Raw genomic sequence first — 15,113 nt, forward strand, 5'->3', positions numbered from 1 at the left:
TCATTTTAGTCTTCTGGGAGGAAGATATGAAATTGAAAACTTTATTGCTGAGCGCCTGCTCGGCGCTGATGTTTGCCGGCCTGGCGTCCGCGGAAACCCTCACGATTGCGACGGTCAATAACGGCGACATGGTTCGTATGCAGAAGCTTACGGACGATTTCAAAGCCAAGAACCCCGGTATCGACCTGCAATGGGTTACGCTTGAAGAAAACGTATTGCGCCAGAAGGTTACGACCGACATCGCCACCAAGGCCGGCCAATACGACGTGCTGACCATCGGCACTTATGAAGTGCCGATCTGGAGCAAGCTCGGCTGGCTTGCGTCGCTCGACAAGCTTTCCGCCGACAAGGATTATGCGGCGGACGACCTTCTTCCGGCCATTCGCAGTGGTCTGACCACCGACGGCAAGCTTTATGCGGCACCGTTCTACGGCGAAAGCTCGATGGTGATGTATCGCAAGGACCTGTTCGAGAAGGCCGGTCTGAAGATGCCGGACGCCCCGACCTGGGACTTCGTCGCCGATGCAGCCCGCAAGATCACCGACAAGGAGCATGAAGTCTACGGCATCTGCCTTCGCGGCAAGGCAGGCTGGGGCGAGAACATGGCATTCCTGACGGCGATGTCGAATTCGTTCGGCGCGCGCTGGTTCGACGAGAAGTGGAAGGCACAGTTCGACCAGCCGGAATGGAAGGACACGCTGAGTTTCTACGTCAAGCTGATGAAGGATGCCGGCCCTCCGGGCGCTTCCTCCAACGGCTTCAACGAAAACCTGGCCCTGTTCCAGTCCGGCAAGTGCGGCATGTGGATCGACGCGACGGTTGCAGCCTCCTTCGTCTCCGATCCGAAGGAATCGAAGGTCGCCGACAAGGTCGGCTTCGCTCTGGCGCCGGACAAGGGCCTCGGCAAGCGCGGCAACTGGCTCTGGGCATGGAACCTCGCCATCCCGGCTTCGTCGAAGAAGACCGAAGCCGCGGAGAAGTTCATTTCCTGGGCCACCAGCAAGGAATACACCAACCTTGTCGCACAGAAGGAAGGCTGGCTGAACGCACCTCCCGGCACCCGTACGTCGCTCTATGCGAGTGCGGACTACCAGAAGGCAGCGCCTTTCGCGAAGATGACGCTCGACTCGATCAACTCGGCTGATCCGACGCATCCGACCGTCAAGCCGGTTCCCTATGTCGGCGTCCAGTTCGTCGCCATCCCTGAGTTCCAGGGCATCGGCACGGCTGTCGGTCAGCAGTTCTCGGCTGCTCTTGCCGGCCAGATCTCGGTCGATCAAGCGCTCAAGGCTGCCCAGCAGCTGACGGAACGCGAAATGAAGAAGGCCGGCTATCCGAAGTAAGGGCCTTCGAAGCTAAGGAAAGCGGTGCACCCTCTCGAGCACCGCTTCCCCCTAGGCCGCCGAGCGCCGAACTGCCCTTGGCGGCCCTTTTTGTTTCAGCCGGTCCGCGGCCATCCCCTCCTTTTAAAAGATAGGTCGGTACTTGCCATGGCAACGTTGCACACCCGTTCCACCGCACGCGTCATGATGGCGCCTTCAGTTCTGCTTCTTTTCGCGTGGATGATCGTCCCGCTCGTGATGACGATCTATTTCTCGACGCTGAACTACAATCTGCTGAACCCCGGCGCGCATGATTTCATCGGCTGGCTCAACTACGAATATTTCATCACCGACCCGGCCTTCATAAGCTCGTTGATCGTGACGCTCCTGCTTGTCGGCGGTGCGCTGCTCATCACCGTCATCGGCGGCATTGCGCTGGCGCTCCTTCTCGATCAGCCGATCTTCGGCCAGGGCATCGTGCGCATGCTGGTGCTTGCACCCTTTTTTGTGATGCCGACGGTCGCCGCCCTCATCTGGAAGCACATGTTCATGAACCCGGTGAACGGGCTTCTGGCGCATCTCTTCAAATTTTTCGGGCTTGATCCGCTGACCTGGCTGGAGACGGTTCCGCTTCTGTCGATCATCATCATCATCGCCTGGCAATGGCTGCCTTTTGCGACGCTCATCCTGCTGACCGCCTTGCAGTCGCTGGATGAGGAGCAGAAGGAAGCCGCCGAGATGGATGGCGCCGGGCCGGTTTCGAAGTTCATCTACATCATCCTGCCGCATCTGGCCCGCGCCATCACCGTGGTGATCCTGATCGAGACGATCTTCATGCTGTCGGCCTTCGCCGAGATCCTCGTCACCACCAATGGCGGGCCAGGGACGGCGACGACGAACCTCACTTATCTCGTCTATTCGCAGATCGTTCTGTCGCAGGACGTCGGCGGCGCATCGGCGGGCGGTATCATCGCCGTCATCCTCGCCAATATCGTCGCGATCTTCCTGATGCGCGCGGTCGGCAAGAACCTGGAGGCTTGAGATGGCACGCAAAGTCACTACGCAACGCAAGATCGTCGTATCGGTCGCCGCCTGGGTCGTGGCGCTCCTCATCTTCTTCCCGATCCTGTGGACGATCCTGACGAGCTTCAAGACGGAGGGCGATGCCATCGCCTCGCCGCCGCAATTCCTCTTCTTCCACTGGACGCTGGAGAATTATTTCGAGGTGCAGTCACGCTCGGATTACTTCCTCCACTTCGGCAACTCGGTCATCATCGCCTTCGGTTCGACCATTCTCGGCCTGCTCGTTGCAGTACCGGCCGCCTGGGCCATGGCTTTCTCGCCGACCAAGCGGACCAAGGACGTCCTAATGTGGATGCTGTCGACGAAGATGATGCCGCCTGTCGGCGCCTTCATCCCGATCTATCTGCTGTTCCAGAGCTTCGGTCTCCTGAACGACCAGTTCGCCAGCCGGCTGGGCATGGTGATTGTCCTGATGCTCATCAACCTGCCGATCATCGTCTGGATGCTCTATACTTACTTCAAGGAAATCCCCGGTGAAATCCTCGAAGCGGCCCGTATGGACGGTGCGACGCTGGCAAAGGAGATCATCTACGTCCTGACGCCGATGGCGATCCCCGGCCTTGCCTCGACGATGCTGCTCAACATCATCCTCGCCTGGAACGAGGCCTTCTGGACGCTCAATCTCTCCGCCGTCGACGCGGCGCCGCTGAGCACCTTCATCGCCTCCTATTCCAGTCCGGAGGGCCTGTTCTATGCCAAGCTTTCGGCGGCATCGACCATGGCGATCGCTCCGATCCTGATCCTCGGCTGGTTCAGCCAGAAACAACTCGTTCGCGGCCTCACCTTCGGCGCGGTTAAGTAAGGAAGACAAGCATGGGTAGCATTGTTCTCAGACAAGTTTCCAAGGTCTTCGGCGAAGCCAAGGTCATTCCTTCCATCGACCTCGAGATCGACAATGGCGAGTTCGTCGTCTTCGTCGGCCCGTCCGGCTGCGGCAAGTCGACGCTGCTGCGGCTGATCGCCGGCCTCGAAGACGTCTCGGGCGGCCAGATCCTCATCGACGGCAAGGACGGTACCAATCTGAAGCCCTCCGACCGCGGCCTGGCCATGGTGTTTCAGTCCTACGCGCTTTATCCGCATATGAGCGTGCGCAAGAACATCGCCTTTCCGCTGAAGATGGCGAACATGCCGCAGGCGGAGATCGACAAGAAGGTGGCGGACGCCGCGCGCGTCCTCAACCTGACTGATTATCTGGAGCGCAAGCCGCGCCAGCTTTCCGGCGGCCAGCGCCAGCGTGTCGCCATCGGCCGCGCCATCGTGCGTCAGCCGGCGGCCTTCCTCTTCGACGAGCCCTTGTCGAACCTCGATGCCGCACTGCGCGTCAACATGCGCCTCGAGATCAGCGAGTTGCATCAGCAGCTGAAGACGACGATGGTCTATGTGACGCATGATCAGGTGGAAGCCATGACCATGGCCGACAAGATCGTCGTGCTCAACCGCGGCAATATCGAGCAGGTGGGCTCGCCGCTGGAGCTCTATCGCTCTCCGCGCAACCTCTTCGTCGCCGGTTTCATCGGTTCGCCGAAAATGAACTTCGTCAAGGGCGCCTATGCCCAGAGCCTCGGCGGCGACACGATCGGCGTGCGGCCGGAACATACCCTGCTGTCGACCACTGCGGGCGACTGGCAAGGCAAAGTGCTTGTGGCGGAGCATCTCGGCTCCGACACCTTCCTGCACATCGACGTCGATGGGATCGGCACGGTGACGGCACGCGGTTCGGGCGATTTCCCGGCCCGGGCCGGCGATACCGTCTACCTGACGCCCGACAAGGCGCATATTCATCGGTTCAACGCCGAAGGGTTGTCGATCTGAGCCAAAAGCCGAGGCCGTGCGCGCTTGGGTGGGCACGGCCAGCGCATTTCCGCCGGTCCGCATTGATCTCTGCGGACGGCAAGCATATTAGCCGGCGCGCTCTTCCCAAGCCGCCCGGCGCCAGAGACCCTTCAGAAGGACGAGAGACATGACGTGCAAATTATCGCTCGCAACTCTTCAGCAGGCGGCGGCAAAGGCGGCCATTGCTGCTTACGATCCGAAATCGCTTTCGGCGGGCATCGTGCATTTCGGTGTCGGTAATTTCCATCGCGCCCATCAGGCGGTTTATCTCGACGATCTTTTCAATGCCGGAGAGGCCCATGACTGGGCGATCATCGGCGCGGGCGTGCTGCCGTCCGATGCGGCCATGCGGGAAAAACTTGCAGCACAGGATTTTCTGACGACCGTGGTCGAGCAGGACAATAATCGCACGGCCGCGCGCGTGACCGCGCCGATGATCGACATCCTGCCGGTGGGCGACGCCAAGGCCGTCATCGCCAAGCTTGCCGACCCGACGATCCGCATCGTTTCGATGACGATCACCGAGGGTGGCTACTTCATCGATGCCTCGGGCAAGTTCAACCCCTCTCATCCGGCGATCGCCGCCGATGGGCAGAACCCGGATACCCCGAAGACGGTGTTCGGCCTGATCGTTGCCGGCCTCAAGGCGCGCCGGGCCGCCGGTCTGCCGCCCTTCACCGTCATGTCCTGCGATAACATCCCCCACAATGGCGGCGTCACCAAAGCCGCCGTCATCGGTACGGCGAAGCTTTCCGACCCGGCCTTCGCCGAATGGATCGCGGCAAACGTCGCCTTCCCGAACGGCATGGTCGACCGCATCACGCCGGCAACCGGCACGCGCGAGATCGATCTCTTGAAAGAGGTCTTCGATATCGAGGACAACTGGCCCGTCTATTGCGAAGAGTTCAAGCAGTGGGTGTTGGAGGATAATTTCCCCGCAGGCCGCCCGGCGCTGGAAAAGGTGGGCGTCACCTTCGTGCCCGACGTGACGCCTTATGAGCATATGAAGATCCGCATCCTCAATGGCGGCCATGCGGCGATTGCCTATCCGGCGGCGCTGATGGATATCCATTTCGTGCATGAGGCCATGGAAGAGCCGCTGATCCGCGCCTTCCTCGCCAAGCTCGAAAACGATGAGATCATCCCTGTGATCCCGCCGGTGCCGAACACGGTGCTTGCGGATTACTTCAAGCTGATCGAGCGGCGCTTCTCCAATCCGAAGATCGCCGATACCATTCCGCGCCTCGCACAGGACGGCTCCAACCGCCAGCCGAAGTTCATCCTGCCGTCCACGGCCGATCGGCTCCGCCGCGGCGAGGATATCATCGGCCTCGCGCTCGTCTCCGCCCTCTGGTGCCGCTATTTTGCGGGCAAGAGCGACAGCGGCAAGGAGATCGTCTTCAACGATGCCAGTGCCGATCGGCTGCATGAAGCAGCCCTCAAGGCAAAGGACGATCCCAATGCCTTCCTCGTCTTCGATGATATTTTCGGCGATGTCGCCAAATCCGATCTCTTCCGCAAGCGCTTCGCGCATGCACTGAAAACGCTGTGGGAAAAGGGTACCCGCGTCACCCTGCAGCTATACTTGGACAACAAACTCGCGGAATAATTTCAAGCGGCCGGACTTCTCCTGTTCCGGCCGTTTTCCATTGCCCTGCCGGTAAATCAGGCGGGCGGGACAACAACAGAATTCGGGTTGGATCTGTGATGACGGGTGCGGAAACAGGGCTCGTAATCTTCGATTGCGATGGCGTGCTTGTCGATAGCGAGCCGCTGTCGGTCGGTGTGCTCATCCAGGCGATGCGTGATGTCGGCGTCGAGATGAGCGAGGAGGATGTCTATAGCCGCTTCCTCGGCAAGAGCCTGGCGACGCTCGTCGACACGATGCAGACGGAGTTCGATGTCTTCATCGACCAGCCATTCCTTGATCGCATCCGCAACGATCTCTACGAGCGCTTCAAGCATGAGCTGAAGCCGATCGACGGCATTGCAGCGACGCTGGATGCGCTCAAGCTTCCACGCTGTGTCGCCTCGTCGAGCCAGCTCGAGCGCATCCGCCTTTCGCTCGGCGTGACCGGCCTTCTCGACAGGCTGGAGCCGAATATCTTCAGCGCCACCATGGTCAAACGCGGCAAGCCCGCGCCGGATCTCTTCCTTTATGCCGCTGAAAAGATGGACGTGCCGCCAAAGGATTGCATCGTGGTGGAGGACAGCCCGGCGGGCATCACGGCGGCGCGCGCGGCCGGCATGACGGTCTTTGCCTTCACCGGCGGTTCGCATGCGCATTCACCGAGTTATCGGGCTGAGTTGGAGCAGCTTTCGCCGGAAGTCGTGTTTGACGCGATGCCGGAATTGATACAACTTATCCGCAACAAGACATAAGTGGTCGGGACCTCTTTTGCATGCGTGATCACGTGGTTGCGGTCGATATCGGCACAAGTAGCGCACGCGCCGGTGTCTTCACGGCGAGCGGCTCACTGCTGGGGAAAAGCGAACATCCGATCCTGATGAATCGCCCGCGTGAAAACCACGCCGAGCATGATTCAGAAGATATATGGGCAGCCGTCTGCACCGCAGTTCGCGCTGCGGTGAAGGCTGCCGGCGTCGATGCATCCGCGATCGGCGCGATCGGTTTCGATGCGACCTGCTCATTGGTCGTGCGTGATCGCGATGGCGCGCAGCTCACCGTTTCCACGGATGGCGAGAACCGGTTCGACACCATCGTCTGGCTTGATCACCGCGCGCTTGCCGAGGCGGATTATTGCACCGCGACGAAGCATGAGGTTCTGGATTATTCCGGCGAGTTCATGTCGCCGGAAATGGAAATGCCCAAATTGATGTGGCTGAAGGAGAACCTGCCGGAAAGCTGGGCTGAGGCCGGCTACTTCTTCGATCTTGCCGATTTCATGACGTGGAAGGCGACCGGCTCGCTTGCCCGGTCGCGCTCCACCTTGGTGGCGAAATGGAACTATCTCGCGCATCGCGAGCCTGGCTGGCAAGCCGATTTTCTCAATGTGATCGGGCTTGGCGACCTGCGCGAGCGCGGTAGCCTGCCCGAAGAGAGTGTCGCCGTCGGCGGGAGTATCGGCACATTGACGGCCGAGGCGGCGGAAGCGCTTGGGCTCGATCGCGCCTGCCATGTCGGCGCTGGTATGATCGATGCCTATGCCGGCGCGCTGGGTGCGCTTGCCGCCCATGCCGGCGATGCCGGCATGCTGGAACATCAACTGGCGCTGATTGCCGGAACCTCGAGCTGCGTCGTTTCCTTCGCGCGCGAACGCAAGCGCAGCACCGGCATGTGGGGACCTTATTACGAGGCGGTCTTTCCTGGCATGTGGCTTGCCGAGGCCGGGCAATCGGCAACGGGTGCGCTGCTCGATCATATCGTCAGCATGCATGCCGCCGGCGGGCCTCCGACGGCGGCGTCGCATGACCGCATCGTCCGGCGGATCGCCGAGTTGCGGCTTGCCGAGGGCGATTCCCTCGGCGGGCGCATCCACGTGCTGCCCGACTTTCACGGCAATCGCTCGCCGTTTGCCGATCCGCATGCATTGGGCGTCATCAGCGGCATGACGCTGGATGCTTCCTTTGACGGTCTCTGCCGGCTTTACTGGCGCACCAGCGTCGGCATCGCGCTCGGCATCCGTCACATCCTGGAGCGAATGAGGGATTACGGCTATGTGCCCGACACGTTGCATGTGGCCGGCGGCCATGTGAAGAATTCGCTGCTCATGGAGCTTTATTCCGACGTGACCGGCTGCAAGGTCGTGATCCCGAAGATGAACGAGACCGTGCTTCTGGGCACGGCGATTGCCGCTTCCGTCTCCTGCGGCCTGCATGAAAACCTGGGCGCTGCCGGCGGTGCCATGTATCCGGGCGGCCACGAACGGCTTCCGAACCCAGAAAAGAAGGCATTCTACGACCGCGATTACCGACGCTTCCTCGCCATGTACCGCCACCGGGCGGAACTGGAAGCTATGGAATAGGATGGCTTACCGGAGCGGCGCGTGGGCAAACATGCCCTGAAGCTCTTCTATGCGGCGAATTCTGGTTTCCGCAGTCTCACCGGCCGCTTGAATGACGGCTGAGGCCAGATATTCCAGCAGCGACATTATGGCTGCGAGGCTTTCGCGGTTATTGGCCCGTTGCGGCGGCAGGGACAGCGTGATGTTTGCGAATTCATGCGCCCATTCGGTAAATTGGCCCGTTACCAGCAGCACCTTGCATCCGGACCGGCGCGCGGAGCGGGCCAGCAGGCGAGACGAAACGAAGCGCGGCGAATCGATGATGACGAGCAGTCCGTCTTCGGATCGCTCGCCCAACAGTTCGATATAGCTGCCATTGGCTCCGTCGAGAAACAGAACCTGATCGCGGGCAAGGGTCAGGCGGTCACAGAAATGGCGGCCAATCCCCGCAAGGCTGGGATGGGCGGCGACGAAGACGTTGCTAGAGGACAGGATGGCCGTGGTCGCCTCCTGCCATTGCGGCTGGTGGGCGAGGTTGTAGATATGCCGCAGCATTTCTACCTGTTCGGCGATCTGGGTCGCAAGCGGACGACCTTCGCTGGCATCCTTCTGAAGCTGCTCGAGAATGTTAGGCAGTGATGACGAAGGCGCGGGCGCATTTTCCTTGAGATGAACCTTGATCCCATCCAGGCCATGATAGCCGAGAGACCGCAGGAACCGTCCTACCGTCATCGGGCTCAATTCCAGCCTGTCGGCGACCGAGGAAGCGGTTTCGAACGGTAGTTCATTCAGATGCTCTGAGAAATACTTAGCAATTCTTCGCTCGGCCGGCGTGCCGATCTTGATATATTGTCTAAGTTTCTGGCTAAGGTCTTCCAAATTTTTATGCCTCGTCGATGGTCTTTCCGATGTTCGCTTGCGCCATTTCCTGGTTCAATCGCTCATTCAAATCTAATCGAGCGGCTGGTCTTGTTTCGATTGTTGTTCTTAATGTGGCGAACAGGATATATTAGGGTAAAATATATTACAATAATTCAAATTTTTAATTGAACACATTTCATACACCGACGCGAGATATTGATATCGGTGCAACCACTTCCTAGGTGTCCACTGTCATCAAAGAGGTCCACCGAATGATTGTTCTTGCTGCACGTCTTTCCCTTACCAATCTCTTCGCGCCGGAGACGCGCAAGGTTTTCTGGAAGGTTCTGGGCCTGACTTTACTGGCGCTTGTAGCACTCTGGTTTGCGCTGCGCGGCGTGTTCAATTCTTTCGTCCTGCCCTGGTTGCAGGGCTTCATACCATCGACGGCGGACTGGACGGGCTTGCTTACGCTCTTCCTTGCCATTTTCGCGGGGATTGCTTTGGCACTGGCGATGGCGTTGCTGATCTCGCCGGTGACGGCGTTGATCGCAGGCCTCTTTCTCGATGATGTCGCCGAGGTGGTGGAGCGGCGCGACTATCCGGGCGATGCGCCCGGAACGGCGATGCCGGTCGCAGCTGCAATGAAGAGCTCCGTGCGGTTTCTCGGCGTCGTCATTGTTGGCAATATCGTGGCGCTGTTTCTGCTGTTCATTCCAGGCGTCAACTTGGTCGCGTTCTTCCTGGTGAACGGCTATCTGCTCGGCCGGGAGTTTTTCGAATTCGCGGCCATGCGTTTCCGCTCGCCGAACGAGGCGCGCGAATTCCGCGTCAAGCACGCGTTCACGGTCTTCCTCGCCGGCCTGGTGATCGCGGCCTTTCTGGCGATCCCGGTTCTCAACCTGCTGACGCCGCTGTTTGCCGCGGGCATGATGGTGCATCTGTACAAGCTGATCTCGCATAAGGAGACGAGCGTGCGCCTTCGATAGGTTCAGCCTGCCGCTTCCACGCCGATGACCTGAGCCGGCAGTTCGACCAGAGGGGCAGGGATATCCCAGGTCTTTTCCGGCGAACGACAGAGGTCGGCAATGACACAGCGTTCGCATTCCGGTTTGCGCGCCTTACAGACATAGCGGCCGTGCAGGATCAGCCAATGATGCGCATGATAGAGATATTGATCGGGGATGATCTTCATCAGCCGCTGCTCGACTTCGTCAGGCGTTTTGCCTGGCGCCAGCAGCAGCCGGTTGGCGATGCGAAAGATGTGGGTGTCGACGGCGAGCGTCGCCTGGCCGAAAGCCATGGACAGCACGACATTCGCGGTCTTGCGGCCGACGCCCGGCAGGGTCATCAGCTCTTCGCGCGTCCGCGGCACCTCGCCGCCGAAATCCGTTATCAGCTTTTCAGACAGGGCGACAACGTTCTTCGCCTTGTTGCGGTAAAGGCCGATCGTCTTGATGTATTCGCGGATGCGCTCCTCGCCGAGATCGAGCATCTTCTGCGGGGTATCGGCGACGGCGAAGAGGGCGCGCGTCGCCTTGTTGACGCCAACATCGGTCGCCTGCGCTGACAGCGCCACCGCGACGACGAGCGTGAAGGGATTGACATGCTCCAGCTCGCCCTTCGGCTCCGGCCGCTGGACGGAGAAGCGGCGGAAGATCTCTTCCAGATCGGCCTTGGAATAGAGGCTCTTTCCGGTCGGCTTGCGGCCTGCGGTCGCATTTGACTTTTTCGCGGTTTGGGCGCTGGATTTGATCTTGGGATTTGCCATGAACGACCTATACTCAACTCCTATGACGGAACGCAACGCCGATAGGGCGGCAGACGGTAACAGGCCGGTCTTCGCTGCCGAATTGTTCCCTCATCGCTCGCTGGGGCGAAAGGGGTTCAGGGTCATGCTGGCCTTGGCGGGCGGCTTCTGTCTCATCTATAGCGTCCTGTTCATTATCCGCGGTGCATGGCCGATCGGCATCTTCTTCGGCGCCGATCTCGTCCTGCTCTATGGCGCCTTCTGGCTGAATTACCGTTCGGGCCGCGTGCGGGAAGAGGTCACCGTGTCGCGCACCAATGTTTCCGTCCGCAAGTTCTCGCCGACGGGGCGGATGGTGGAGCACGATTTCAATCCGTTCTGGACGCGTTTCCTCGTTCGCCGCCATCGCGAGATCGGGGTCGTGTCGATGCATGTCCGCGACAGAAGCCACGACACGGATGTCGGGTCGTTCCTCAATCCGGAGGATCGCGAGAGCTTTGCCAAGGCCTTCAAACGGGCATTGGCAACGGTCACGCAGAGGATATGAACTGATAGTTCGGGATCCGCCGTATCACATTTTCGCAGAGAGGCCATTTGCGCAAGAAACGGGTGGTTTTAGCCCTCTTGCCGTGGTTTTCTCCTGTTTAAGGAGAAAGATCATGAATGCGATTGCACAGCTGAAGAAGGACATCACCCCGGAAGGTCAGGATTACGACACCGTGCGGGAGGTCATCGAGCTCATCACCGAGGAATATCGCGACCAGCCGTCGCTCGAGATGCTCGCCGAGCGGCTCGGCCAGTCGCCGACCCAATTGCAGAAGACGTTCACGCGTTGGGCCGGGCTGTCACCGAAGGCATTCCTTCAGGCCGTCACGCTGGATCACGCCAAGCGGCTTCTGCGCAAGGAGGATCTGCCGCTCTTGGAGGCCTCCTTCGAGGTCGGCCTGTCCGGCCCCAGCCGCCTGCACGATCTTTTCGTCACGCATGAGGCGATGTCCCCGGGCGAATGGAAGGCGAGGGGCAGCGGCCTGGTGATGCGCTATGCGTTCCACATCTCTCCCTTCGGCCTCGCCTTGATCATGGTCACCGATCGCGGCCTCGCCGGCCTTGCCTTCAGCGATTCCGGCAATGAAAAGGCCTGCCTGGCAGACATGACCTGCCGCTGGCCGAACGCCGAGTTCATCGAGGATCCGCATGCGACCGCGCCTTACGCGGCGCGCATCTTCGAGCGCTCCAACTGGTCGAGCGACGAGCCGCTGCGGGTCGTGCTGATCGGCTCGGATTTCCAGCTTCGCGTCTGGGAAAGCCTGTTGAAGATCCCGATGGGCCGCGCCGTGACCTATTCCGACATCGCCAAGGATATCGGCCAGCCGACGGCGATGCGGGCCGTGGGCGCGGCTGTCGGCCGCAACCCGGTCTCCTTCGTCGTGCCATGCCACCGCGCGCTCGGCAAGAACGGGCAGCTCACGGGTTATCACTGGGGGTTGACGCGTAAGCGTGCGATATTGGGATGGGAAGCGGGGGATGCTTGAGGGGTTGCTCGATCGTAGGCCCCGAGTACGCCGAAGGTGCGGTACCCCCCTCTGTCGCTTTCGCGACATCTCCCCCACAAGGGGGGAGATCGTTGGGAGTTTGTGGCCCGTTCTACCGAATGTTCAGCGACTGCGGTTTCTGCAGATGCGATGTCTGCTTTGAGGCGAGAGGTCGATGCTGGTTACCAATCTCCCCCCTTGTGGGGGAGATGTCACGAAGTGACAGAGGGGGGTATGCGCCCTCCGCAAGCTCAAACGGAGTTGCTCAAGCCGCCTTCGCCATAGCCATGTGCAACAGCGCCTTGGCGGCACTTTCGTCCGTGATCAGCGTGTTGCAGCCGATGCGCTTGATGGTGGCGCTGATGGCCTGGGCGCGATGGGCGCCGCCGGAGGAGATCACGATGTGCTTTGCCTTTTTCAGCGTATCAAGATCGACGGACATGACGCGCTTGTTGATCGGATGATCGACGGAATTGCCCTCGGCGTCGAGGAAATTGAACATGGTGTCGCAGACGCAGCCGGCCTCGATCAGCTCTTCCAGTTCGCGCTTCGAAATGAAGCCTTCCGACAGCGATGTCGAGTGCGGGCCGATGTCACCGCAGCTGACAATGGCGAGATCGAGGTTTTCCGCCAGCCGGTAGATGGCTTCCAGCCCGCATTTTTCGATGAGGTTGCGCTTGGTCTCGACGGAATCGACAAGTAGCGGCGCCAGGAACATATAGCATTCGGCGCCGAGCTGGCTTGCCAGGCGCCATGTATAATCGATCGGATTGGTCTGGTGCACGGCGACGATGCCGCCGAGTAGGGAGACCACCTTGCAATTGTCGCGGCGAGGGGGGCGGAAGCTCGCGAGCGAGGCGGTCATTGTCCGGCCCCAGCCGACGCCGATCGTATAATTGTCCGGGATGGCCTCCGTCAGGAACTGGCCGAGCGCCAGGCCGACGCTCTTTGCCTGTGCGTTCACATTGCCGCCGGCAGGCTCGGGAACCACGATCGCCTCGTCAAGCCCGTAGATGCGCTCGAGTTTGATTGCCAGCTCGACGCAATCATCGATGCCTTCGGTGATCCAGATCTGCACCTCGGCGCGCCGCATCGCCTCGTCCAGCAAACGGATGACGGTGGTGCGGCTGATGCCCAGCTGTTCGGCAACGTCCTTCTGCGTCAGGCCCTGATTGTAATAGAGCCAGGCGGCGCGAAGCCTCAGGGACGAGGTCTCTGAATAGGCAGTATGGGTTCCGCGTCTCAGTTTGGCCACAGGTCCTCCGGCAGGATTGTCGCATGCGCCTTTTAACGTCATGATCCGCCTGGGATGCGAGATATGCCTATGGCGGATGACAGGAACAGGCGAAATCGGCTCTTCTGCTGCCGATATTCTATGACATGAAACTTATGTCAATCGAATTGCACAAATGTCCTTGACTTTTCCGTGCGAGATTGCTGATAGTCGGTGGTGAGGAATTCGGTCTTGTCCAATCGAGGAGGACAATGTGCGAGTGCTGCTTCGAGCAAGTGCCTGGCCGGACGGGAAGCCATATAGGGCGCCCGGTGCCGGCGAAAAGCCCGTTCTCGGAAGGTTGTCTCCTCATCGTTCGGCCGTTCACCGGAAATGGAACTCTAGCGCTTTTTATCCCGTTATCGAAACATAGGAGTAGGAAGGCTGCATCCCTGACGCCTTCAAGTCCGTCCGACGAAACGATCGGATCTGCTGTCCGATATCTCCCATCCAAATGGGCCTCATTCAACAAGGATACCTGTTATGACTTCCAAGCTTGATCAACTCCGCGCCATGACGACGGTCGTGGCCGATACCGGCGATATCGAGGCAGTCGCTCGCCTGAAGCCGGTGGATTGCACCACCAACCCGACTATCGTGCTGAAGGCGCTCGGCACGCCGATGTTCGCCGATGCGATCAAGGAAGCCGTCGCTTGGGGCAAGAAGCAGGGCGGCGCCTCCGAAGCCGTTGCCGCTGCCGTTGCCGACCGCCTGGCGATTTCCGTGGGTGCCGCGCTCTCCGGTCTCGTTCCGGGCCGTGTCTCGACCGAAGTCGACGCCGACCTGTCCTTCAACACGGAAGCCTCGCTCACCAAGGCCCGCGCCATCATCGCCGCCTACAAGGAGCGTGGTATCGAGCGCGATCGTATTCTGATCAAGCTTGCTTCCACCTGGGAAGGCATCCGCGCCGCTGAAGTGCTGCAGAAGGAAGGCATCGATTGCAATCTGACGTTGCTCTTCAGCAAGGCCCAGGCGATTGCCTGCGCCGACGCCAAGGCATTCCTGATCTCGCCCTTCGTCGGCCGCATCCTCGACTGGTACAAGAAGTCGACCGGCAAGGACTACACGGCCGAGGAAGATCCGGGCGTCGTCTCGGTTCGCGACATCTACAACTACTACAAGGCCAACGACATCAAGACGATCGTCATGGGCGCTTCCTTCCGCAACACCGGCGAAATCGAAGCGCTGGCCGGTTGCGACCGCCTGACGATCAGCCCGAACCTGCTCGACGAACTTGCCAAGGACGAAGGCAAGCTTGAGCGCAAGCTTTCCCCGGAAAGCAAGGGTTCCGTCGGGAAGATCGCAGTAGACGAGAAGACCTTCCGCTGGATGATGAACGAAGACGCAATGGCGACCGAAAAGCTCTCCGAAGGCATCCGCGCCTTCGCCAAGGACCTGATCGCGCTGCGCACCATGGTCAGCAAGGAACTGCAGCTCGCCGCTGCTTAAGGCGAGGTTGTTTCTTTCCTTTAGAGGGGTGCCGCAGCGATGCGG

General features: G+C 60.2%; 14 protein-coding genes. 11 read left to right on the plus strand and 3 right to left on the minus strand.

Annotated elements, in window-relative coordinates:
* The first annotated feature begins 26 nt into the window (after window positions 1–26).
* From ACPYOP_RS26330 to ACPYOP_RS26360, 7 genes are all read left to right on the plus strand, one after another.
* Window positions 27–1,343 (plus strand): ABC transporter substrate-binding protein, encoded by a 1,317-nt coding sequence (locus tag ACPYOP_RS26330; RefSeq protein WP_481413211.1) that lies wholly within the window; start codon window positions 27–29, stop codon window positions 1,341–1,343.
* 147 nt (window positions 1,344–1,490) lie between these two features.
* The gene (locus ACPYOP_RS26335; protein WP_481413212.1) at window positions 1,491–2,363 is read left to right on the plus strand and encodes a carbohydrate ABC transporter permease; all 873 of its coding nucleotides are present in this window, start codon (window positions 1,491–1,493) and stop codon (window positions 2,361–2,363) included.
* A gap of 1 nt (window position 2,364) precedes the next feature.
* On the plus strand, window positions 2,365–3,207 hold the full coding sequence (locus ACPYOP_RS26340; protein WP_481413213.1) for a carbohydrate ABC transporter permease: 843 nt from the start codon (window positions 2,365–2,367) through the stop codon (window positions 3,205–3,207).
* Window positions 3,208–3,218: 11 nt separating this feature from the next.
* Complete coding sequence (locus ACPYOP_RS26345) at window positions 3,219–4,217, plus strand: ABC transporter ATP-binding protein (RefSeq protein ID WP_481413214.1); 999 nt, start codon at window positions 3,219–3,221, stop codon at window positions 4,215–4,217.
* 148 nt (window positions 4,218–4,365) lie between these two features.
* A complete protein-coding gene (locus tag ACPYOP_RS26350) occupies window positions 4,366–5,847 on the plus strand; it encodes a mannitol dehydrogenase family protein (protein WP_481413215.1) in 1,482 nt (493 codons plus the stop codon).
* Window positions 5,848–5,945: 98 nt separating this feature from the next.
* On the plus strand, window positions 5,946–6,620 hold the full coding sequence (locus ACPYOP_RS26355) for an HAD family hydrolase (RefSeq protein ID WP_481413216.1): 675 nt from the start codon (window positions 5,946–5,948) through the stop codon (window positions 6,618–6,620).
* A gap of 20 nt (window positions 6,621–6,640) precedes the next feature.
* Complete coding sequence (locus ACPYOP_RS26360; RefSeq protein WP_481413217.1) at window positions 6,641–8,224, plus strand: FGGY-family carbohydrate kinase; 1,584 nt, start codon at window positions 6,641–6,643, stop codon at window positions 8,222–8,224.
* Between the two features lie 6 nt (window positions 8,225–8,230).
* Here ACPYOP_RS26360 and ACPYOP_RS26365 read toward each other — a convergent pair whose 3' ends face one another.
* Window positions 8,231–9,082 (minus strand): MurR/RpiR family transcriptional regulator, encoded by an 852-nt coding sequence (locus ACPYOP_RS26365; RefSeq protein ID WP_481413218.1) that lies wholly within the window; start codon window positions 9,080–9,082, stop codon window positions 8,231–8,233.
* Between the two features lie 254 nt (window positions 9,083–9,336).
* Between ACPYOP_RS26365 and ACPYOP_RS26370 the strand changes: the two genes are divergently transcribed.
* On the plus strand, window positions 9,337–10,053 hold the full coding sequence (locus tag ACPYOP_RS26370) for a sulfate transporter family protein (protein ID WP_481413219.1): 717 nt from the start codon (window positions 9,337–9,339) through the stop codon (window positions 10,051–10,053).
* Window positions 10,054–10,055: 2 nt separating this feature from the next.
* Here the strand turns inward: ACPYOP_RS26370 and nth are convergent, their stop codons facing one another.
* Window positions 10,056–10,835 carry an endonuclease III gene (nth, locus tag ACPYOP_RS26375; protein ID WP_481413220.1) on the minus strand — a complete coding sequence of 260 codons (780 nt, stop codon included), beginning with the start codon at window positions 10,833–10,835 and terminating at the stop codon, window positions 10,056–10,058.
* 22 nt (window positions 10,836–10,857) lie between these two features.
* Here nth and ACPYOP_RS26380 point away from each other — a divergent pair, with 22 nt between their 5' ends.
* Both ACPYOP_RS26380 and ACPYOP_RS26385 read left to right on the plus strand, forming a co-directional pair.
* Window positions 10,858–11,361 (plus strand): DUF2244 domain-containing protein, encoded by a 504-nt coding sequence (locus ACPYOP_RS26380; protein WP_481413243.1) that lies wholly within the window; start codon window positions 10,858–10,860, stop codon window positions 11,359–11,361.
* A 112-nt stretch (window positions 11,362–11,473) separates the two neighbouring features.
* Window positions 11,474–12,346, plus strand: coding sequence for a methylated-DNA--[protein]-cysteine S-methyltransferase (locus tag ACPYOP_RS26385; protein ID WP_481413221.1), 873 nt, complete (start codon window positions 11,474–11,476; stop codon window positions 12,344–12,346).
* 265 nt (window positions 12,347–12,611) lie between these two features.
* Here ACPYOP_RS26385 and ACPYOP_RS26390 read toward each other — a convergent pair whose 3' ends face one another.
* Window positions 12,612–13,601, minus strand: coding sequence for a sugar-binding transcriptional regulator (locus ACPYOP_RS26390; protein WP_481413222.1), 990 nt, complete (start codon window positions 13,599–13,601; stop codon window positions 12,612–12,614).
* Window positions 13,602–14,102: 501 nt separating this feature from the next.
* Here ACPYOP_RS26390 and tal point away from each other — a divergent pair.
* Window positions 14,103–15,068 carry a transaldolase gene (tal, locus tag ACPYOP_RS26395; protein WP_481413223.1) on the plus strand — a complete coding sequence of 322 codons (966 nt, stop codon included), beginning with the start codon at window positions 14,103–14,105 and terminating at the stop codon, window positions 15,066–15,068.
* Window positions 15,069–15,113 lie beyond the last annotated feature (45 nt).

This window comes from Rhizobium sp. KNZ2-6A (assembly GCF_056755475.1).